The organism is Bradyrhizobium sp. Kon58 (genome assembly GCF_055807455.1).
In genome coordinates this window covers 300,282-319,895 of sequence record NZ_JBVVOT010000003.1, presented here as the reverse complement: position 1 = coordinate 319,895, position 19,614 = coordinate 300,282, and the positions used below count along the sequence as shown (strand labels likewise).

The 19,614-nt window shown below is 62.3% G+C and carries 17 protein-coding genes and 1 tRNA gene; 7 read left to right on the top strand and 11 right to left on the bottom strand.

Annotation, left to right across the window (positions count from 1 at the left end; all coding sequences use genetic code 11):
- Positions 1-400 precede the first annotated feature (400 nt).
- Positions 401-697: a HigA family addiction module antitoxin gene (locus tag AC0L20_RS07975; RefSeq protein ID WP_473288088.1), complete on the top strand. Its 297-nt coding sequence runs from the start codon at positions 401-403 to the stop codon at positions 695-697.
- Between the two features lie 16 nt (positions 698-713).
- Here AC0L20_RS07975 and AC0L20_RS07970 read toward each other — a convergent pair whose 3' ends face one another.
- The 3 genes from AC0L20_RS07970 to AC0L20_RS07960 all read right to left on the bottom strand — a co-directional run bounded on the left by AC0L20_RS07970 (position 714) and on the right by AC0L20_RS07960 (position 1,955).
- Entirely contained in the window at positions 714-1,247 is a 534-nt protein-coding gene (locus AC0L20_RS07970; RefSeq protein WP_473288087.1) for a 2'-5' RNA ligase family protein, read from the bottom strand.
- A 59-nt stretch (positions 1,248-1,306) separates the two neighbouring features.
- Positions 1,307-1,381: transfer RNA gene (locus tag AC0L20_RS07965), tRNA-Glu, on the bottom strand.
- A gap of 229 nt (positions 1,382-1,610) precedes the next feature.
- Positions 1,611-1,955, bottom strand: a complete 345-nt coding sequence (locus tag AC0L20_RS07960; protein ID WP_473288086.1) for a hypothetical protein — start codon at positions 1,953-1,955, stop codon at positions 1,611-1,613.
- Here AC0L20_RS07960 and AC0L20_RS07955 point away from each other — a divergent pair.
- The 3 genes from AC0L20_RS07955 (at position 1,954) to AC0L20_RS07945 (ending at position 4,716) form a co-directional block, all read left to right on the top strand.
- Positions 1,954-2,961, top strand: coding sequence for an RluA family pseudouridine synthase (locus tag AC0L20_RS07955; protein WP_473288085.1), 1,008 nt, complete (start codon positions 1,954-1,956; stop codon positions 2,959-2,961). The two genes, AC0L20_RS07960 and AC0L20_RS07955, sit on opposite strands and share 2 nt — an antisense overlap.
- A 217-nt stretch (positions 2,962-3,178) precedes the next feature.
- Entirely contained in the window at positions 3,179-4,078 is a 900-nt protein-coding gene (rpoH, locus tag AC0L20_RS07950; protein WP_007596598.1) for an RNA polymerase sigma factor RpoH, read from the top strand.
- A 296-nt stretch (positions 4,079-4,374) separates the two neighbouring features.
- Positions 4,375-4,716 carry a hypothetical protein gene (locus AC0L20_RS07945; protein ID WP_027565289.1) on the top strand — a complete coding sequence of 114 codons (342 nt, stop codon included), beginning with the start codon at positions 4,375-4,377 and terminating at the stop codon, positions 4,714-4,716.
- Positions 4,717-4,723: 7 nt separating this feature from the next.
- On the opposite strand, the gene AC0L20_RS07940 is transcribed toward AC0L20_RS07945, so the two are convergent.
- The 4 genes from AC0L20_RS07940 to AC0L20_RS07925 form a co-directional block, all read right to left on the bottom strand.
- Positions 4,724-5,347, bottom strand: coding sequence for a peptidoglycan recognition protein family protein (locus tag AC0L20_RS07940; protein ID WP_473288084.1), 624 nt, complete (start codon positions 5,345-5,347; stop codon positions 4,724-4,726).
- A 34-nt stretch (positions 5,348-5,381) separates the two neighbouring features.
- Positions 5,382-6,593, bottom strand: a complete 1,212-nt coding sequence (locus AC0L20_RS07935) for a GGDEF domain-containing protein (protein ID WP_473288083.1) — start codon at positions 6,591-6,593, stop codon at positions 5,382-5,384.
- Positions 6,594-7,174: 581 nt separating this feature from the next.
- A complete protein-coding gene (locus AC0L20_RS07930; protein WP_473288082.1) occupies positions 7,175-7,786 on the bottom strand; it encodes a LysE family translocator in 612 nt (203 codons plus the stop codon).
- A gap of 56 nt (positions 7,787-7,842) precedes the next feature.
- Entirely contained in the window at positions 7,843-8,217 is a 375-nt protein-coding gene (locus AC0L20_RS07925) for a response regulator (RefSeq protein WP_456767840.1), read from the bottom strand.
- 129 nt (positions 8,218-8,346) lie between these two features.
- Here AC0L20_RS07925 and AC0L20_RS07920 point away from each other — a divergent pair, with 129 nt between their 5' ends.
- A complete protein-coding gene (locus AC0L20_RS07920) occupies positions 8,347-9,183 on the top strand; it encodes an SDR family NAD(P)-dependent oxidoreductase (protein WP_473288081.1) in 837 nt (278 codons plus the stop codon).
- A gap of 130 nt (positions 9,184-9,313) precedes the next feature.
- Here the strand turns inward: AC0L20_RS07920 and AC0L20_RS07915 are convergent, their stop codons facing one another.
- On the bottom strand, positions 9,314-10,120 hold the full coding sequence (locus AC0L20_RS07915; RefSeq protein ID WP_473288080.1) for a lytic murein transglycosylase: 807 nt from the start codon (positions 10,118-10,120) through the stop codon (positions 9,314-9,316).
- Between the two features lie 158 nt (positions 10,121-10,278).
- Between AC0L20_RS07915 and AC0L20_RS07910 the strand changes: the two genes are divergently transcribed.
- Together AC0L20_RS07910 and AC0L20_RS07905 are read left to right on the top strand one after the other, a co-directional pair.
- The gene (locus AC0L20_RS07910; RefSeq protein ID WP_473288079.1) at positions 10,279-11,217 is read left to right on the top strand and encodes an OmpA family protein; all 939 of its coding nucleotides are present in this window, start codon (positions 10,279-10,281) and stop codon (positions 11,215-11,217) included.
- 607 nt (positions 11,218-11,824) lie between these two features.
- The gene (locus AC0L20_RS07905) at positions 11,825-12,061 is read left to right on the top strand and encodes a hypothetical protein (RefSeq protein ID WP_007614643.1); all 237 of its coding nucleotides are present in this window, start codon (positions 11,825-11,827) and stop codon (positions 12,059-12,061) included.
- A gap of 210 nt (positions 12,062-12,271) precedes the next feature.
- On the opposite strand, the gene AC0L20_RS07900 is transcribed toward AC0L20_RS07905, so the two are convergent.
- The 3 genes from AC0L20_RS07900 to dnaG all read right to left on the bottom strand — a co-directional run bounded on the left by AC0L20_RS07900 (position 12,272) and on the right by dnaG (position 19,599).
- On the bottom strand, positions 12,272-14,770 hold the full coding sequence (locus tag AC0L20_RS07900; protein ID WP_473288078.1) for an ATP-binding domain-containing protein: 2,499 nt from the start codon (positions 14,768-14,770) through the stop codon (positions 12,272-12,274).
- 285 nt (positions 14,771-15,055) lie between these two features.
- A complete protein-coding gene (gene rpoD / locus AC0L20_RS07895) occupies positions 15,056-17,206 on the bottom strand; it encodes an RNA polymerase sigma factor RpoD (RefSeq protein ID WP_473288077.1) in 2,151 nt (716 codons plus the stop codon).
- Positions 17,207-17,583: 377 nt separating this feature from the next.
- On the bottom strand, positions 17,584-19,599 hold the full coding sequence (gene dnaG / locus AC0L20_RS07890; RefSeq protein ID WP_473288076.1) for a DNA primase: 2,016 nt from the start codon (positions 19,597-19,599) through the stop codon (positions 17,584-17,586).
- Positions 19,600-19,614 lie beyond the last annotated feature (15 nt).

The window sequence follows — 19,614 nt, the reverse complement described above, 5'->3', positions numbered from 1 at the left end:
ACAGACAGTTTGCTGTTTTGGCTGACGGGCACATCCGTTTGCCACTGCTCTCGGGGCGAGGTGGACCGACTCCGTATAGTTGCGAAGCTCACGACTAGGCAGTAGCCTGACGCGTGACAACTCGCAGGTCAGCCATGAGCGTTCCGCAGCGCATCAATGATTTTATCACGTCCCATCGACCGAAGCCGGTGTGCAATAAGTGCATTGCCGATGGTGTTGGATTGATCAATGACGGAGCACATCCCGCGCAGGTAACAGGCGCCTTAGCCACAACAAGTGACTTCGTACAAGAAGATGGCGTGTGCGTTATTTGCAAAGGCCAGAAGAAGGTTATCCGGCGCGCCTAGCAAAGATCATCAGCCCTGGCTGGCAGCTTACGCCAACCAAGAGGAGTTTGCAGATGGCAAAAAAGCTTCCGCCGATTCATCCCGGCGAAATCCTGCGTGAAGAATTTCTCGTTCCGCTCAAGCTGACACCTTACGCGGTCGCGGCTGCCCTGAACGTGCCGCGCACCGGGATCGAGCGTATCGCGCGCGAGGAAAAGCCCGTCACTGCCGACACAGCACTGCGGCTCGGCAAGTTCTTCAAGACCGGCGCTGCATTCTGGATGAACATGCGGGCGCGCTTCGACCTCGAAACGGCCGAAGACGTGCTCGCACCGCAAATCAAGAAGATCACGGCTTACAAGGCGGCATGAGTCGCGTGACGGCCAGCTACGACGGAAGTCTCTGTTCGGAGATGATCCGCAGCGGCGGAAAGGCGACGCAATCCACCACATCGAACAGCACTTCAATTCGTCGCTCGAATGAGCGTGCGAATGCAAGGGCGTCACCGCGACATTCATCGGCGATACGCGTGCCGAGCGTGCAATGCGGCGTCCACATTCCCGGCCGGTAATGAGGACGACAATGTGCCGGGTCGATTGCGGCGCTGATAGAGCTGTGGATGCGGCTTAGCGCCTCATTGCAGGTCGGCTCCACCCAGAGAACGAGTGGCGAGCCTTCGAACCAGCGAATACGTTTGAACTCGATGCGCAATTGCGGTTCGTCGACGACGGCCGCCTGCATGGCGCCCCATGCGGTCTTCTCGTCGATGGCAGGCGGATCGTAGATGGCAAATGTGAAATGTGGCCGATAGCCCAGCGCACGCATCGATGGCTCGACCTCGAACGCGGCAACCTGATCCCACAGACGTTCTATCTCGCCAGCGGAGGCATGGTCGGCCCGGATGTTGATGGCAAGTGCCACAGACTCACCCTGTGGGCGGAACAGTCAATCGCCAAACGGGGGCCGATCGACTCTAAAGTTGGCGCTCCCTAGGGGAATCGAACCCCTGTTTCAGCCTTGAGAGGGCCGCGTCCTAACCGCTAGACGAAGGGAGCGTGAGGGAGAGGACATAGCCTCGAATTTTGCCGGCGGCAAGCGGGGATCGAGGGGTTTTGGACGCTCGCTCGGCGTCGTCCTGGCGAATGCCAGGACCATTACCCCAGATGCGGATGGTTAAGGCAGATCGGAACGACGATCTCGTTCGTGCAACAGGATCCGGTGGTTATGGGTCCTGGCTTTCGCCAGGACGACGATGGCGGCCGGTTCCGCGCCCCAGCCGCCGCCTCACGGCTCATTGGCGAATTTCAGCTTTCCGGCAGGCCGCAAGGTGTGGGCGTCGAAGGTGCGGATCTCGGTGACGCCGCCGATGTCGAGCGTGATCACGAGCCGGTCGCCGGCCACGCCGGTCGAGACGATTCTGGCGCCCTTGGGCAGGGTGGCGGTGACGTCGCCGGCCGGCTCGGGCGCCCTTCCCTCGGACTTGAAAAGGCGGTAGCCCACCCCGATCAGCACAGCGCAGATTGCCAGCGCCGTGGTCAACCCCGCGATCAGCATCATCCGCCGCACCCGCGCGAACAGCGCGGCCTGCTCGGGGCTCGGTTCGGGAACAACGGTATCAGACGACGTCATGGAAAATTCTGGCTCTGCGCAAAGGTTGGAGGTTGTCGTCGAAGGCTCCGAGGGCTCGACCCGGCTCGACCGCGTGCTGGCTGTGCACCTTGCCGAGCTGTCGCGATCGAGGCTGAAAGCCCTGATTCTGGCGGGCGCGGTGAGCCTCAGGGACGCCGCGATCCGGGACCCCGCTTATCACGTCGCCTCCGGCGATACGATCACAATCGACGTGCCGGAAGCGGCCGCGCCGGAGCCGAAAGGCGAGGATATCGCCCTCGATATCGTGTTCGAGGACGACGACATCGTCGTCCTCAACAAGCCGAAAGGGCTGGTGGTGCATCCCGCGGCGGGCCACGAGACCGGCACGCTGGTCAATGCGCTGATCGCCCATTGCGGCTCGTCGCTGTCGGGCATCGGCGGGGTGCGCCGGCCCGGCATCGTGCACCGGCTGGACAAGGACACCACCGGGCTGATGGTGGTCGCCAAGAACGACCTCGCGCATGCCTCGCTCACCGCGCAATTCGCCGACCACGGCCGCACCGGGCCGATGCGGCGCGGCTACATGGCCTTCGCCTGGGGGCTGCCGGGCCGCCATCGCGGCACCGTGGACGCGCCGATCGACCGCCACCCGCATGCGCGCGAGAAGATGGCGGTGCGCCAGGGCGGCCGCGAGGCCGTGACGCATTGGGAGCTTCTGGAGAGTTTTGCCGGACGCGACGGCAAGCCGATCGCCGCGCTGCTGGCCTGCGAGCTCGAGACCGGGCGCACCCACCAGATCCGCGTCCACCTCGCCCATATCGGCCACCCCCTGATGGGCGATGCCGTCTACGGCCCGCATTTCAAGACCAAGGCGAACCAGCTGGGCCCTGGGTCGCAGGCCGCCCTCGCCGTGCTGGGGCGGCAGGCCCTGCACGCTTACCTGCTGGTATTGGAGCACCCGAGGACTGGAGAATTACTTCACTGGGAGACGCCTCTGCCGGAGGATTTGCTTCTCCTTCAGGGGGCCCTGAAAGCGGCGCTATGACGCAGGCCGCTTCAGAAATGCTTTACATTACAAAAAGTTATAGCTGCCACACGGGGACGTGACGTCAGCAATCCTTCCCTTTTTGCCTTCCGATGGAGTATATTGCGCTTGCGTTGAAGACCAACGCGGAACATCGCAGCACCGATCGGCTTTAACCAAGCGGTCGTCTGCCTGGCCCGCCGCTATCGGGGGCCTGAACCTGTTTGGAGGGCGCACTATGGCCCGTACAGCTACCCTGCCGGTCCTTAATGGCGAATCCGGCCTTTCCCGTTACCTCGGCGAAATCCGCAAGTTTCCGATGCTGGAACCCCAGCAGGAATACATGCTCGCCAAGCGTTGGCGCGAGCACGATGATCGTGACGCCGCGCACCAACTCGTCACCAGCCATCTCCGTCTCGTGGCCAAGATCGCCATGGGCTATCGCGGCTACGGCCTGCCGATCTCCGAGGTCGTCTCGGAAGGCAATGTCGGCCTGATGCAGGCGGTGAAGCGGTTCGAGCCCGAGAAGGGCTTCCGTCTCGCCACCTACGCGATGTGGTGGATCAAGGCGTCGATTCAAGAGTACATCCTGCGTTCGTGGTCGCTCGTGAAGATGGGCACCACCGCGAACCAGAAGAAGCTGTTCTTCAACCTGCGCAAGGCGAAGAGCAAGATTTCCGCACTGGACGAAGGCGATCTCCGCCCCGACCAGGTGGCCATCATTGCCAAGCGTCTCGGCGTCACGGCTCAGGACGTGGTCGACATGAACCGCCGCCTCGGTGGCGACGCGTCGCTCAACGCTCCGATCCGCGACGACGGCGAAGCCGGCGAATGGCAGGACTGGCTGGTCGACAATTCGCCGAACCAGGAAGCCATGCTGGCCGAGCACGAGGAGTATGATCACCGCCGTGACGCCCTGAACGGCGCCATGGGCGTGCTCAACCCGCGCGAACGCCGCATCTTCGAGGCCCGCCGCCTCGCCGATGAGCCGATGACGCTGGAAGACCTTGCCGCCGAGTTCGGCGTGTCGCGCGAGCGCGTCCGCCAGATCGAGGTCCGCGCCTTCGAGAAGGTGCAGTCCGCGGTCAAGGGCACGATCGCAAAGGCCGAACAGGCCGCGCTGGAAGCCGCGCTCTAAGCGCGAGGTTTTTAGCGCCAGAGATTGGCGGATCGACAAGAGACAGAAGGCCGGCGGCAACGCCGGCTTTTTTGTTGGGCGCAATTCTCGCCGTCATGCCACGCGAAGGCGGGGCATCCAGTAAGCCGCGGCGCTTGTTGCAAGAGCGAGGTCTCCAATGCAGGTCTGTGGAATACTGGATCGCCCGGCTAAACCGGGCGATGACAGCGGGGTTGTGGTTCTGGCCTTGAACCCGCACTGCCGGTCGACCGACCAAAAGCATCGGGCCGACAGCCTCAAGAGAACGGACACAGACCGTGTCGATCATCCTGCAATCCACCGTCGGCGGCTTCTCCGCCCAGTTCATGCGCAAGCTGCCGCTGGTCGAGCAGGCGATGCGCGACCACGGGCTCGAGCCGTCGGAGTTCGTGATCTCGAAGGACTACGCCTCGACCGCGACGATCCCGCTGATGGGCCCGTTCTTCTTCAATTACAGCGTCTACTTCGGCGACGAGACATTCACCGTCACCGAGCCGAACGACATGGTGTTCCTGGACTACTTCTTCAAACGCGTGCTGGCGGTGGATGACCCACCGGAACTGCCGCGGCGGCCGGGCTTGATCCGGCGGCTGTTCGGCTGGATGTCGCAACCGGTGTAGCTCGTCACTACCCCCAAACCCGCGCCAGCGTCGCGAGCCAGCAGCCTTCGCAATAGCGGGCGTCCTTGTAGTCGATCCAGTTGTGCGCATAGACGCGGTCGAGCGGGATGCCGTAGCGCGCGCGCAGGATCTGGACGAGGATCTTCCACGCCGCGACCTGCGCCGCGGTCGGTCCCGTGGTGACGTCGGGATAGTTGCCGGCGAACTCGACGCCGATCGAATTGTCGCGCACCACCTGGCGAAAGGTCGGCTTGTTGTCGATGTACTTGTTGTCGTTGCGATTGGCACCGTCGCCATGGGTCGGCACCAGGTTTTCCGCGACCGCCCAATAGACGGTGCCGTCGGTCTCCACCCACAATGTGACGCCGCGACGCGTGGGATTCTTCGCCTGCTCTTGCGCGCCGCCGCGCGCCGAGCCTGCCGGTCCCTCGGTCTGGTGCACGATGATGTTGCGCCACGGTTTTGCGTTGCCGACATCGCCCCATGGCGCCAGCCACACCATCTTCAGGCCGGGAATGTCGGGTGTGCCGGAGGCGCGCGCGAGCTTTGCGAGCTCGGCGTCGGTCGCAGCGGCAGGTGCGATCAGAATGAGAGCGGCGAGAACGGCCGCGAGCAGGCGAGAGATCATCATGCGGGTCCAATTCGGACCTGAGGTTAGCACGCCCTTACGCGAATTTGCGCAAGGCCTCGCCCGGACCGATCGGGTCAGGCATGAGCGGCGGCGCCGGATCGTGGACGGCAAAGTCGTTCTTGCCGTTCTTCTTGGCCGCATAGAGGGCGTGGTCGGCATGCGCGATCAGGCGGTCCGGAAACTGGCCGACGCCGCGGTCCCACTGCGCCACCCCGATCGAGATCGCGATCGGAATGTCGATGCCGGTGCAGTTGACGGCATCCTGGCGGCAGACCTCGAGCACGCGGCGGGCGATCGCAGCCGCCTCGCGCAAGGTCGACGACGGCAGCACGACGCAGAATTCGTCGCCGCCGGTGCGGGCAAGCATGTCGCCGGGCCTCAAGCGCGTCTGCGCCATCAGGGTGAAGTGCTGCAGGCAGGCATCGCCCGCGGCATGGCCATGGGTGTCGTTGACGGCCTTGAAGCCGTCGAGATCGATCACCAGCAGCGAGAACGGCTCGCTGCTGCGCTCCGAGCGGGCGCATTCTTCACCCAGCCGCTGCAACAGATGCCGCCGGTTCGCGACACCGGTGAGATCGTCGAGCAGCGCGAGGTCGGCAACTTCGTTGCGCAGGCGGTCCATCGCCATGAGCAGGAAGCCGAAATTGAGCGTCATCGACAGAAACAGCAGGCCCAGCACCATGACGGCATGAGACCCCCCTCCGGAGACCGACGAGAAATCGCCGCCGAGCAGATTGCCGATCGCACGGGCCGCGAAGATCGCGATGATGGTGACGATGACGATGCCGGAGAGCCGGGCTCCCGGGCTGGCACGGCCTTCCGATGGCGACAGCAGCAAACGCAGCGACAGCGCCAGCGGCAGCCCCTGGCCGAGCGAGTAGCTGAGCATGCGCAGCTGCATGTGATCGTATGCGACCATGAAGAACACGACGCCGCCGAGGCTGAGAATTCCCGTCGCGGCCATGACGCGCCAGGACACCGGCTGGCCGTAGAAGCGCTGAATGCCCATGGCGGCAAGGCAGCTCGCCGCGATGACGCCGGCGGCTCCGAGCAGAAGCGGGACAGGCGAAACGACGAAAAGGCGGATCAGAGCCGCCATCGTGCCGGTTGCGCCGACGAAGCACGATGCCATCCAGAACCGCGCGGCCGCGAATTTCGGATAGGAGCGCGTCACGTAGGCCCAGATCAGGCCGAGCGCCAGGAAGTTGACGACGAACACGGTCCAGAGTGTCGGCACGTTCAGCATGGCGCGCGCCACACGCGCAGCGTCGCGCCCTCTGTCCCTGCCAGCTGTCCGTTCATGACCCCGTCCCCGTTTTCTTGCGGAGACAATGCGGCCGTCGCGCTTAACGGAGTCTCACTGCGATCCGCGAAAACATGCCTTTGGTTTTGGATTCATGAACGGCTGGCGCATGGTCGGATCGTCGAGCACGCTGGCGATGCGGATTCGCGGGCTAAAATCACCCGAAAATGCATCTGAGCTGTGGATAACGCGATGACACGGATGTGACAGCGCGGGGCAGAAGCGCGCGAATCTGCTGAGCTTGTCACCGAGGATGTTGCGAGGCTGGCCCTCCGCCGAGCATCCCTCGTGTCGCGTTTCACCATTAACCCTGAAGAGGATCCTATGGCTAAGAAAGCGAAGAAGGCGAAGAAGGCGACGAAGAAGAAGGCCAAGAAGGCAGCGAAGAAGAAGTAACGAGGCTTCTTATTCTTTGCCCGGGTGGAGCTCGCTCCGCCCGGGCGTCGGGTGGGAGTTCTGAGTTTGAAGACGGCGGGCGCAAGGCCCGCTTTTTTATTGGCTTCCGCCCGTATTGGCTGGAGGAGCTACCGCTCCGCGAACGCCAGCTTGGCGCCGAGCGCGGCGAAGCCGGCGGCAAAGCTGCGCCGCAGCCAGGCCATGACGCGCGGGCGGGAGATGACGCGCTCGCGCACCGAGGCTGCGCAGAGGCCGTAGACCACGAACACCGCAAACGTCATCGCCATGAAGGCGCCGCTCAATTCCATCATCCGCGCCAGCACATGGGCTTCGTCCGCGGCGATGAACTGCGGCAGGAAGGCCAGGAAGAAGATCGACAGCTTCGGATTGAGGATGTTGATCAGGAAGCCGGTCACGATCACCCGGCCAGCCGAACGCTCGCGGATCTCGCCGTCCACCGCCAGCGCCCCGGTCTCGCGCAGCGCCTGCCAGGACATGTAGAGCAGATAGGCGACACCGCACCATTTCAGTGCGGCGAAGGCGAGCGCGCTGGTGTGGAGCACGGCGGCGAGCCCCAGCATCGCGGCCGTCATGTGCGGCACGATTCCAAGGGTGCAGCCGAAAGCGGCCGCGATGCTCGCGCGCGAGCCGCGGGTCAGCGCGGCGGCCAGCGTGTAGAGCACGCCGGTGCCGGGCGAGGCGACGACGATCAGCGAAGTGAGCAGGAAGGACAAGGTCATGGACCGACCTTATCACCGCGCCCGGGACCACGAAAGCCGGCCTGCCGGACCGACCGTCAGGCCAGCTGCGCGATCTCGGCCTCGCGGAGCACGTCGAGCGGCGCCCAGGGCTTGGCCCAGAACTTCGCGCCGTTCGGCAAGGGTTGCATTAAGGGGCGGCCGGAGGTGACGACGACGTCGAGCTTCGGGTTGCGGTCCTTGGCGACATGCGCGAGCTCGACGCCGTTCATGCGGCCGGCGAGTTGCACGTCGGTCATCATCAGGCAGAGCGCGCCGGCGCTCTTCTCCAGCACAAGCTCGGCCGCCTCGGCGCTCTCGCACTGAATGACGTCGTAGCCGCTTTCTTCGAGAAGAAGACTGAGCATCTCCCTCTGCATGAGGTCGTCTTCCACGATCAGTGCGGTGGCTCGAAACGGTTGTGCTTGTCCCATCGGCGGCTCCCAATGCTGCCTGTCTTCATCAAGTAACGTAGGTTAAGGTGGGAACAGCGATGCGGTTCGGTTCCATTATGAAAAAATGTAAATCATAGTTCCCGCTCGCGGCTCTACGGGGGGATCATCATGACTGCAATCCGCGGCGCCGCGGCTATCACCGGAGCGGCAAGCGGCATCGGCCGCGCGCTGGCGATCGAGCTTGCGCGGCGCGATTGCGATCTCGCGCTCGCCGATCGCGACGAGGCTGGGCTGAAGACGCTCGCGGCCGAGATCGGAGCCGCATGCAAGGTCAGCCTGCATCGCGTCGACGTCAGCGAGCCCGACGACATCGCGCAGTTCGCGCGTGAGGCGACCACCGCGCATCCCGCGCTCGGCATCGTCGTCAACAATGCCGGCGTGGCGCTGATGGGCTCGTTCGACGAGATCGACCAGACGCAGATGGACTGGCTGTTCGACATCAATTTCTGGGGCGTGGTGCACGGCACGCGCGCCTTCCTGCCGCATCTGAAGACGCTGGGCGAGGCGCACATCGTCAATTTGTCCTCGATCTTCGGCATCATCGCCCCGCCGGGACAGTCGGCCTATGCCGCGGCGAAATTCGCGGTGCGCGGCTTTTCCGAGAGCGTGCGGCACGAGCTTGCAGTCGCGGGCAGCCCTGTGAGGTTGTCGGTCGTGCATCCCGGCGGCGTCGCCACCGCCATCGCCCGCAATTCGCGCACCGGGGTCGGCGTCACCGACAACGCACGCCGGTCGCAATCGATCGAGCGGTTCGAGAACGCGGCCAAGACCACGCCGCGCGACGCCGCGCTGCGCATCATCAGGGGCATCGAGAGAAACGAGCCGCGCATCCTGATCGGCAACGACGCCCGCTTCATGGATCTCCTGCAGCGCTTCCGCCCGGCAACGTACTGGGCGCCGTTGCAGCGCAAGCTGGAGAGGATGGCGAAGGGGCTGGCGAAGTAGGTCAGGGGCGCGGCACTGTCTCCGCTCGTCATTGCGAGGAGCGCAGCGACGAAGCAATCCAGACTGTCTCCACGGAAAGATTCTGGATTGCTTCGCTGCGCTCGCAATGACGATTGTGGTTAGCTCTCCCTCACTGCCCCGCCAGCCGATCGGCAAAATACCCGATCGTCTTGCGATAGATCACCGCCCTGTTCCACTCGCGCATGGCTTCGAAATTGGCGGTGCCTTCGCCGTAGGGCTGGCCCATCTTGAAGCCGCTGGTGTGGAGCAGGTTCGCGGTGGAGGCGAGCACGTCGGGGACGCTGTGGCGGAGATCGACGTGGCCGTCGCCGTCGAAATCGACGCCGTACTTGATGTAGGAGGACGGCAGGAACTGGGTCTGGCCGATCTCGCCGGCATAGGCGCCGATGAGGTCGCGCAGCGGCAGGTCGCCGCGCTGCACGATCTTCAGCGCCGCGAGCAGCTCGCCCTGGAACAGCTCCGTGCGGCGGCAATCATGCGCCAGCGTCGCCAGCGTGCGGACCACCGGCAGCTTGCCGATGTCGCCCTTGCCGAAATCGCTCTCCAGGCCCCAGATCGCGACCAGGATATAGCGGGGTACGCCGAACTGCTGCTCGATGCGCGACAGCAGCGCGGCATGGCGCTGCAGCAGCGCCTTGCCGCCATTGATGCGGCCGGGGCCGACGCGGGTCGAAACATACTGCTCAAAGCTCTTGTTGAAGGTGTAGCGCTGGCGCCGGTCGAAAGCGAGCACCGCGCCATCCTGCTGCACACCGCTGAGCGCCGCGCTGGTCACGCCCGCCGAGACGCCGGCAGCTTGCGCTTCCGAGGTCATGCTGGCGACAAAGCTGTTGAAGTCGCCGCCGCAGCGCGCGGCTTGCGCCGATCCGCCGGCCAGACAGGCGATGAAGGCGATGGCCAAGGCGTATTTCGACATTCGGATGAATCCTACAGGGAATGGGCGGGAGAGCGGTGCGCGATCATGCCCGGGAACCGGATTCGCGTCAAAGCGGCAAATCCTCGCCAGAACCGATCGCTGCCTGCCTGCGACAAATCAAATGCGCTCGCCCCCTCCCCCAACCGATCGAGATGTTCATGATCATGTCCATGTCGCGCCGGATGCTCGCCGCCCTTGCTTTGCTCTCCCTCACCGTGACGGCCGCCTCCGCGCAGACGCGCGATGTCGCAGGTGGCCGCGACTATCCCGGCATCGGCCGGTTCGCCGGCAGCGTCATCACCGGCTATGTGATGAAGGATTTTGACGCAGCGCGGATGCAGGCGGCTCCCTTCAAGGACGGCCAGCCTGTCGACGCGCGGCGGCTCGAGGGCCGCGTCTTTCGCATCGCCTATCGCACCAATCCCGGCCCCTCGATCCTGGAAGTGTCGCGCAATTTCGAGACGCAGCTTGCCAAAGCCGGCTTCGAGACCCTGCTCGCCTGCGACACCGATGCCTGCGGCGCCATTCCCTTTACCGAAGCCGTCGACACGCTGCCGGTCCCGCAGATGTGGGTCGATGGTTTCAACTATCGTTACTACGCCGGCCGCAAGACCGAGGGCGGACGCGAGACCTTCGCCAGCGTCCTCGTCAGCCAGAACAACCAGGACATCACGGCGCAGGTCACCGTCGCCGAGCTCGGCGCCATCGCGAACAAGATGGTGGATGCCGCCGCGATGGCGAAGGGGCTTGGCGAGACCGGCCACATCGCGCTCTACGGCATCTATTTCGACACCGACAAGGCCGTGCTCAAGCCCGAGAGCCGCCCGACGCTGGAGCAGATCGCAAAGCTGCTGACGAGCCAGCCGCAGCTCAACGTCTTCATCGTCGGCCACACCGACAGCCAGGGCGCCTATGAGTACAACCTCGACCTGTCGAAGCGCCGCGCCGAAGCCGTCGCAGCCGAGCTGGTGAAGAGTTTTCGGATTGTGCAAACGAGACTGCGCACCGCGGGCGTCGGCTTGCTGGCGCCGGTGGGTTCCAATGCGACGGACCCCGGCCGTGCGCTCAACCGGCGCGTGGAGCTGGTGGCGCCGTGAGATTGGTGCATGCGGCGCGCGCAACATCATGGAACAATGCGAAGGCGAAAACAGATTAACATATGTTAGTCAGCGCAATTTCTGCACGCACGCGGGAATACGTGCAGGCAAATGCGATTTCAAACAAGGCGCGCGCCGGTCGCCGCATTGCGAGAGCAGGAAATATGAACAAAGTGATTTGGCATCCAAGCAATTGCTTTGACGCTGATCGAAACGCGATGTCGCGACCACTGCATATCTGCGTTCGCTGAGACATCGCAGCGCCAACGATTTGCCTTGCCACGGCATGGCGCCGGTTATAACCTTCTATTCTAGGTTGTCGCCCCGCCAGCCCCGGGCGACGCTGAAGACCAAAATAAACGGCGGGCTTCGCGGCCCGCCGTTTGTTGAGGCAAGGGTGAGCAAAGGGTGAGACAAGGGTCTCCTCGAACGAGCGCATCGGGTTTTGCGAAGCGTTGGACGCTTCCACCCGACATCCAGGTGCCTCGCAAACGGGTTCGTCGACCGATCGCGCAGCCGGTTCTGCCGCTGCAGGGGCCCGCGGCCAGCCTCCGGAAACCTGCCAAAGTCATTTGACTATGGCCCCCTGATCGACGAAAAGCCGGCCATGGCCAAAAAACCCGGAACCAATCCCAAGGGCGAATTCGCCTTTTTCAACGTCTTCTATGAAGACGGCTCCCAACGCTCCAACCGGCGTGTGCCCGCCGAATTGCTCGGCGGCCTCGACGGCGACGAGCCGGCCCGCGCCTACATCATGGAGCAGGACCGCGAGATCGCCGAAAAATCCGGCCGCCCGGCGCTGGAGATCAAGAACCTCGAGCGGGTCGGCGCGAAGAAGAAATAGGGTCGGCGGGTGAGGGTCTACGCCTTTTGCGCACCCTCCTCGCAGCCTGGGTACGCTGGCCGCAACGTCCCTTTCGAAGCGTCTCGCAGGCGCGATCCCAGAACGGGGATCAGACTCTTACCTTAGCGCGCTGGTGAAGAAACGCCGGCGCCAAGGCGTTGGCGAGGAACGGGATGCCCGTCGGGTAAAATACCCCAACTTTGGTCTCGATTAGATGTCGACTGCCCTTAGAAGCCCCTCATCAGCCAATACCGAAACTTCCTTATCCTTGTCTCTGCTGCAGCCGACGAACAAGGCATGCTTCGCTCTGCTGATCGCCACATAGGCCTGATTTCGACCGATTTCATTCCCGAGCTCGAACGCCCCCAAGTCTGGGATAATGACGACGTCGAATTCCAATCCTTTGGTCTCGTATACGTGAGTGAAGTGGATATCAAATCGGGCCGTCAGATCCTCACGACGAGAAAGCGACGCGAGCCGCCTCGCCCCCGCCAATCCCTTGCTAAGTCGGCTGTGCCACTGAACCGCTTCATCCTCAGTCGGCGCAATAATTGCGACGGTCGCATATTCGTCAACCGAAGCAAGCCGCTCCAGAATCACCTTATCGATTTCGGTACCTAGTCCGTATCTATGCAACAGCGCTGGAGGCTGCGAGCGAAGATCGACGCTTAAACGCTCATCTCCCTGCAGTACATTTCGAAAACCAGCACTCAGGTGCGCCAGTGGCTCACGCTGCCTGAAATTCTTATCCAAAAATATAGGCTCGTTTCGGCTCGACCTCGGCACAGATGGGAAAAGTTCATGACGTATCTTGGACCCGCTCCCCTGAAGCCGTTGGCATAAATCGCCTGACAACGTGATCTGATGATATTGTTTCGAAGCAGACAACCCCATCAGGAATACTTCGATTTCCGTAAAATCCTGAACCTCATCGATAAAGACAGCGGTATGCCGTCTAACTCGATAGATATGACCGGGCGCATTAAAATACTCAAATTCGTCTGCAATCATTGCAGCACAGGTGATCAGCACCAGGAGATCAGCATCGGTGAGAGTTCGACGCTCATTCTCTTTCTTTGGCGCAAAAGCAGATCGGACTTCGTCAATCGATCGACTAACATCCAGATCCGCCTCGTCTCCAAATGCGATTTCAACGAAACGAGTAAACGCCACGGAATCGACTGCATCCGCAAAAAGAGGCTCGATGTCCAGCAGCCCAAGAAGTTGCCGAACGAGTGGCGTTATGACGCCCCGCTCTTCTTCTTGTCTGGCCTGGCGCAATTCCTTTTCGAGATCGACGCGATCAGTAAATTCTGCTTGAGTTGACCTCAATCGTATTGATGCCTCGCGAGCGCGATACTCCGCGCTCAGAGTACTATCGACCAGTTTCTGGGCCAAACCGCTCAAGTGAAAACTCGATGATCCAGAAGACGGCTCCGCCATTTTTAGATCTGAGCAAAGGCCACGAACCGCCTCCTTTACCGTGACGGCGATCGCAAAATCCCTCGAAATTACATCTTCCATTTTTGCAGCGACCGACCGTGCAATAGCAGCATCTATCGCACGCAACCAATTCAACTGAGTACGACACGCTGGCACGAGGGAGTCGGCCCTTCGAAAAGATCGCGTTAATCCAAAGCGATTGGAGAGATGAGTTCGATGCTCCTGAAAATCCCTTATGGGAAGATGCTCTAGTTCTAGTTCATGAGCTGTATCTTCTAAATAACGTCGAAGGCTACGACTGAGAACAAACCCGATCATGCCAGCAGGAGAAAAGTCGCTCTTTGGAGCATGCTCCAAACCATAGTGCTGCGTGTTTTCTCCAGTTGCGAAGTTGGAAAAGAATTTGAGACGGCCGAGCGCGACTGAGGTTTTTCCTGCCCCAGCGATACCCTCAACGATCGTAAGACCATGTGGCCTATTTAACGCTGCTTCCTGAGATTGGGTCGTCCGCGTAAAGAACTGATGACCCAACGATTGATTGTCTGAATCGCCTAAATAGATTCCTGCCCAATTTTCAATCCAAGTCGGATCGGCAAGCGCTCCTGGCTCTAAGCTCGGTCGAGCAACTTCTGGAAGATCACGGTCAACATAATCTTCGACAAAGGCCCGCAGGCCTGAAATTGCGAGCGCTGTGATTGCGCGCCCACCAAGAACTGTCATACGCCGAAAGTCTGGGCGTTCGCTGGACAAGTGTAGGCTGGTTGGCCCTTCGAATGTTCTAGTTTCATTGACCTTGAAGTAGTGCGTACCGTCGTTGTTTATTTCCCTTTCGTCACCTACTTGCGCTGACACCAACTTGGTAGCGGCTGGCGAATTCCGTCCAATTATCCCACAATCGAGCTGGCTCACGTTCGCTTGCGTGATGCGGAATTTGAATGGCGTCGTTGTCTTTTGGTCTTCGTCAATCTTGCTTCCGATTACGGTTCGCCCATAACAATGTTGAGCGAGTTCTCTGAAGCCCTTCAGTAGGCTTTGCCGCGCATCATGTATTTCGAGTTCGACTTCGCCTGGGTCGCCAGTGAAGTTTGGGCGTTTACCAAAGTCGCCTATCGCCGCCCACACGTGTTGTGCCAATCGTTCAAGGATTGTGAGCTCCTCACGGGCCTCGGCGTAGCCAGGACGTTTATTGATGTCATTCCCATCGGACCTCACTTGCATAGAGACCTCGCTGATGGACAGGCGCTGATGAAGCGCAAAAGGACGCACGGAATTGAAACCATTTCGAAGATCGTGCGAATTGCTGAGACGAATGGATGCTCCACGCAAAACTAGGAATGGCGTGAACCTTCAAACTGATTCAACCAGAGAAAACATAAAGAGAACGAAGATTCAAGCGCTTATCGCCCGGAAGCTGCTTTAGTTACTTTCGTCTACTTGAGAGATACTTTGGTCAAAGCAATGCCCAATTGGGTAGCGAACAAAAAAGCGGCGAGCTTTCGCCCGCCGCCGTTGTCTCGATGGATGCCCGGATCGAGGCCGGGCACGCCCGAATCAATTATCCAAAAAGCTCCGCAGCTTCCGCGACCTTGACGGATGCTTCAACTTCCGCAGCGCCTTCGCCTCGATCTGACGAATACGCTCTCTCGTCACCGAGAACTGCTGCCCCACTTCTTCCAGCGTGTGGTCGGTGTTCATGCCGATGCCGAAGCGCATGCGCAGCACGCGCTCTTCGCGCGGGGTGAGCGAGGCCAGCACGCGCGTGGTGGTCTCGCGCAGGTTGGACTGGATCGCGGCGTCGATCGGCAGGATCGCGTTCTTGTCCTCGATGAAATCGCCGAGGTGTGAATCCTCTTCGTCACCGACGGGCGTCTCCAGCGACAGCGGTTCCTTGGCGATCTTGAGGACTTTTCGCACTTTCTCCAGCGGCATGCCGAGCTTTTCGGCCAATTCCTCAGGAGTGGGCTCGCGGCCGATCTCGTTGAGCATCTGGCGCGAGGTGCGCACGATCTTGTTGATCGTCTCGATCATGTGCACGGGGATGCGGATGGTACGCGCCTGGTCGGCGATCGAGCGGGTGATCGCCTGCCGGATCCACCACGTGGCGTAGGTCGAGAACTTGTAGCCGCGGCGGTACTCGAACTTGTCGACCGCCTTCATCAGGCCGATGTTGCCTTCCTGGATCAGGTCGAGGAACTGCAGGCCGCGGTTGGTGTATTTTTTGGCAATCGAGATCACGAGACGGAGGTTAGCTTCCACCATCTCCTTCTTGGCCTGGCGGGCTTCGCGCTCGCCCTTCTGCACCGAGTGCACGATCTTGCGGAACTCGATGATCTCCAAGCCGGTCAGCGCCGCGAGCTGATGCACCTCGTGACGGAGGTCCTTGATCCGGTCCTTCTCGTGATGGACGAAGTTCTTCCAGCCCTTGGCCGACAGCTTCGAGACACGGTTGAGCCAGCGCGGATCGAGCTCCGAGCCCGTGTAGTTGCGCAGGAAGTCTTCGCGCGCGACACCGTGGCTGTCGGCAAGGCGCATCAGACGGCCCTCATGCGAGACGAGGCGCTTGTTGATGTCGTAGAGTTGCTCGACGAGTGAGTCGATACGCGCCTGGTTGAGGCGCAGCGACTTCACCTCGACGATGATCTCGTCCTTGAGCTTGCGGTATTTGCGCTCCTGGTGCGGCGAGAGCGAGGGGCCGTGCGAGGTGCTCTCGAGCTGGTTCTGGATGTCCTGCTCTTGCAGCTTGCGCAGCTTCTTGTAGCTGTCGGCGATCTTGTCGAAGATCTCGACGACCTTTGGCTTGAGCTCGGCCTCGATCGCCGCAAGCGACATCTGGTTCTCGAACTCGTCGTCCTCGTCCATGTCGGCTTCGGCGGCGGACTCCGCCGGATCCTTCGCGGCGTCGCCGGCATTGCCGGGCACAGGCGCGGCGCGGAACGGGGTCGGCGCCGGCGGTGCGGCCGGCGGCGCGACATGCGCGGGCGCGGCACCGGTGGCCTGGCCGCCTTCGGCCGGCGCTTCACCGGTCTCGCCGTTGGGACCTGCGATCATCGCATTGTTCATGCCGGCCTTGGCGTCAGGCCCGGCATAGGTCGCTTCGAGATCGATGATGTCACGAAGGAAGATCTTTCCTTCGTTGAGCTCGTCGCGCCAGATGATGATGGCCTGGAAGGTCAGCGGGCTTTCGCACAGCCCTGCGATCATCGCCTCGCGGCCGGCCTCGATGCGCTTCGCAATCGCGATTTCGCCTTCGCGCGACAGCAGCTCGACGGTGCCCATCTCGCGCAGATACATGCGCACGGGATCGTCGGTGCGCTCGCCCGGCTCGCTCTTCTTGACCTCGGTGACGGCCTTCTGGGTGACTTCGACCAGCTCGTTGTCGGTCTCGTCCTCGCCGCCCTCGTCCTTGTCCTCTTCGCCTTCGCTATCGTCGGCTTCGGTGACGTTGATGCCCATGTCCGAGAGCATGGACATGATGTCCTCGATCTGCTCGGGAGAGGTCTGGTCGGACGGCAAAACTTCGTTGAGCTGATCGAAGGTCACGAAGCCACGCTTCTTGGCCTGCTTGATCATCTTCTTCACGGCCGCGTCGGACAGATCGAGCAACGGCGAGGGCGCGTCCTGGGAGTCCTTCTCCGGCGCGTCCGCTGCCTTGTCGTCTTTTTCCTTGTCCTTCGCCTGCAGCGTCTTTGCCTTGGTGGCCATCCATTGCTCCTAAACGCGTTTCACACAGACGATCGCCGCGCCCGCGTGAAATCACTTGAACCTGTTGCTCGATGCTCTCGCTTCGTCAGATCTCGACACGGAAAGGGCGGCGCGGACCTCTTGTCGCCACCCCCGACCTTTCACTCGCCGGATTTGCCTAACGCTTCGTAGAGCCTCTTTGTCGCAGCGGATGCAGGTGTAGTGCCAACAGCAATTGCGCGGATTCATTCCTGACGCGTCTGTTCTGCCTGCGGCCGCCTGGTGGCCAAAGTGCTACAAGACCGTTAAGCCTCGATTAACCCTGTTTTTGCCGCCAAACCTCGGATTTGGCGAGTCTTTTAGCGGTTCCGGTCCCGGCCGTCCGCATGATTCTTTCATCACACGCTCTTCTGGAACCGGCCCGACAGCTCGCCAAAACCCTCGATCAGGGCCTCGGTGCCGTCGACTTCGCCTATCCGAGCCTTGACGTCGCGCAGCCACGCCATGTTGGCCTCGCTGGGATCATCCCCCAAGGCCAACTCGGCGTCTTTCAGCTCTCTAAGTAGTGAATGGTACTGCCGATGCAAGGCGACCAGCTGATGCCAGGTGGAGAGAACGTCATCCCGTGCGGCGCCCTCGCGGGCGCCCCACACCGCCGCGGTCGTGATGCCGCCCTCAACCCTTTGAAGAGCCTGGGAAAATCCGCCCTTCTCAAGGTCGCTGCGCATCTTCTCGGCGAGCTCGCCAGGGTCCGGCGAGTGGTGATGGTCGTTGGCAAAGGCGGCGATGATGCCGGCCCTGAGCTTATGGACCTCGGGATGGGCGAGTTCGAGCGCCGCGACTTCCTCGAGATGGTCGTGCAGCAGCCAGGGGTGGTTGATCAGGATCTGCAGAATCAGGGCCTCCCTGCGGGAGATGGCGCTGCGCTGGCCCCGCATGATCGGGCTTGCCGCGAGCTGCGCGCTCGCCGCCTGATAGGGTCCGGACGGCAGCTGGATCGGTCCGGGTGGGCCGCGGCGGCCTCCACCAAATCCCTGACCGCCGAATCGATTCGCGCCTCCCCCACCCCGGGGCTGGAACTGGCGGCCGGCCGAGCCGGGGCGGAAATTGCCACGGCCGCCGCCAAAGCCGCCGCGCCCGCCTTCGGGGGCAAAGGCGCGCTGCAGCCGTTCGGCAAGATCCTGCCGATAATAGCGCCGCACCACCTCGTCGCGGATGCCGTTGGAAAGCTCCTTGATGCGCGCCTCCAGCGCGGCGCGGCGCTCTGGCGTGGCGAAATTGCCGCCTTCGAGCTCGCGCGACCAGATCATCTCGGCGAGCGGACGCGCCGCCGCGATCACCTCCTCGATCGCGCCGCGACCGCCGGAGCGTACGAGATCGTCGGGGTCCTGCCCTTCCGGCAGCAGCGCAAAACGAAGACTCTTGCCGGGTGCGAGGAACGGCAAGGCGAGGTCCGCGGCACGATAGGCCGCCTTCTGGCCGGCGCGGTCGCCGTCGAAGCAGAGGATCGGCTCGTCCGCCATCTTCCAGAGCAGCGCGAGCTGGTTCTCGGTGAGCGCGGTGCCGAGCGGCGCCACGCTGCCGGCAAAGCCCGCGGTGACCATGGCGATGACGTCGACATAGCCCTCGACCACGACCAGGGTGCTGCCGTCATGAGTGGCTTTGCGCGCGGTCTGGTGGTTGTAGAGATTGTCCCCCTTGTGGAAGAGCGGCGTCTCCGGCGAATTCAGGTACTTGGCCGGAACGTCCTTCTCCAGCGCACGCCCGCCAAAGGCGATGACGCGGCCGCGCAAATCGGTAATCGGAAACATCACGCGATCGCGGAAGCGATCATAGGGCACCGGGATGTCGTTGCCGGCCACCAGCATGCCGGTCTCAACCATGTCGTCGACGGAGACGCCGAGCTTGCCGAGATGCTCTTTCAGCGCGAAACGATCGGGCGGCGCATAGCCCAGCCGAAACTGCAATTGCGTAGCCGGCGAGATCGCACGGTCGGCGAGATAGCCCCGCGCCTTGGCGCCGACGCGCGAGGCCAACGTCTCGGCGAAGAATTTCGCGGCGAGATCCATCACGTCGTGCAGCGAGCGGCGCCGCTGCTCCTGACGCGCCGCATCCGGCGTCACCGCCGGCAGCGGCAGGCCCGCCATATTGGCGAGCCGCTCCACGGCCTCCGCAAACGGCAGGCCATCGGTCTCCATCATGAAGCTGATGATGTCGCCGTGCTTGCCCGAGGAGAAGTCGTGGTAAAAGCCCTTCTGGTCGTTGACGTAGAAGGACGGCGTCTTTTCCTGCTGGAACGGCGACAGCCCCTTCCACTCGCGCCCCGCCTTCTTCAGCTTGACGCGCTTGCCCACGACTTCGGAGACCGAAAGCCGGGCACGCAGCTCGTCGAGGAATTGGGGGGTGAAGCGCATGGGCTCTGTGTAACG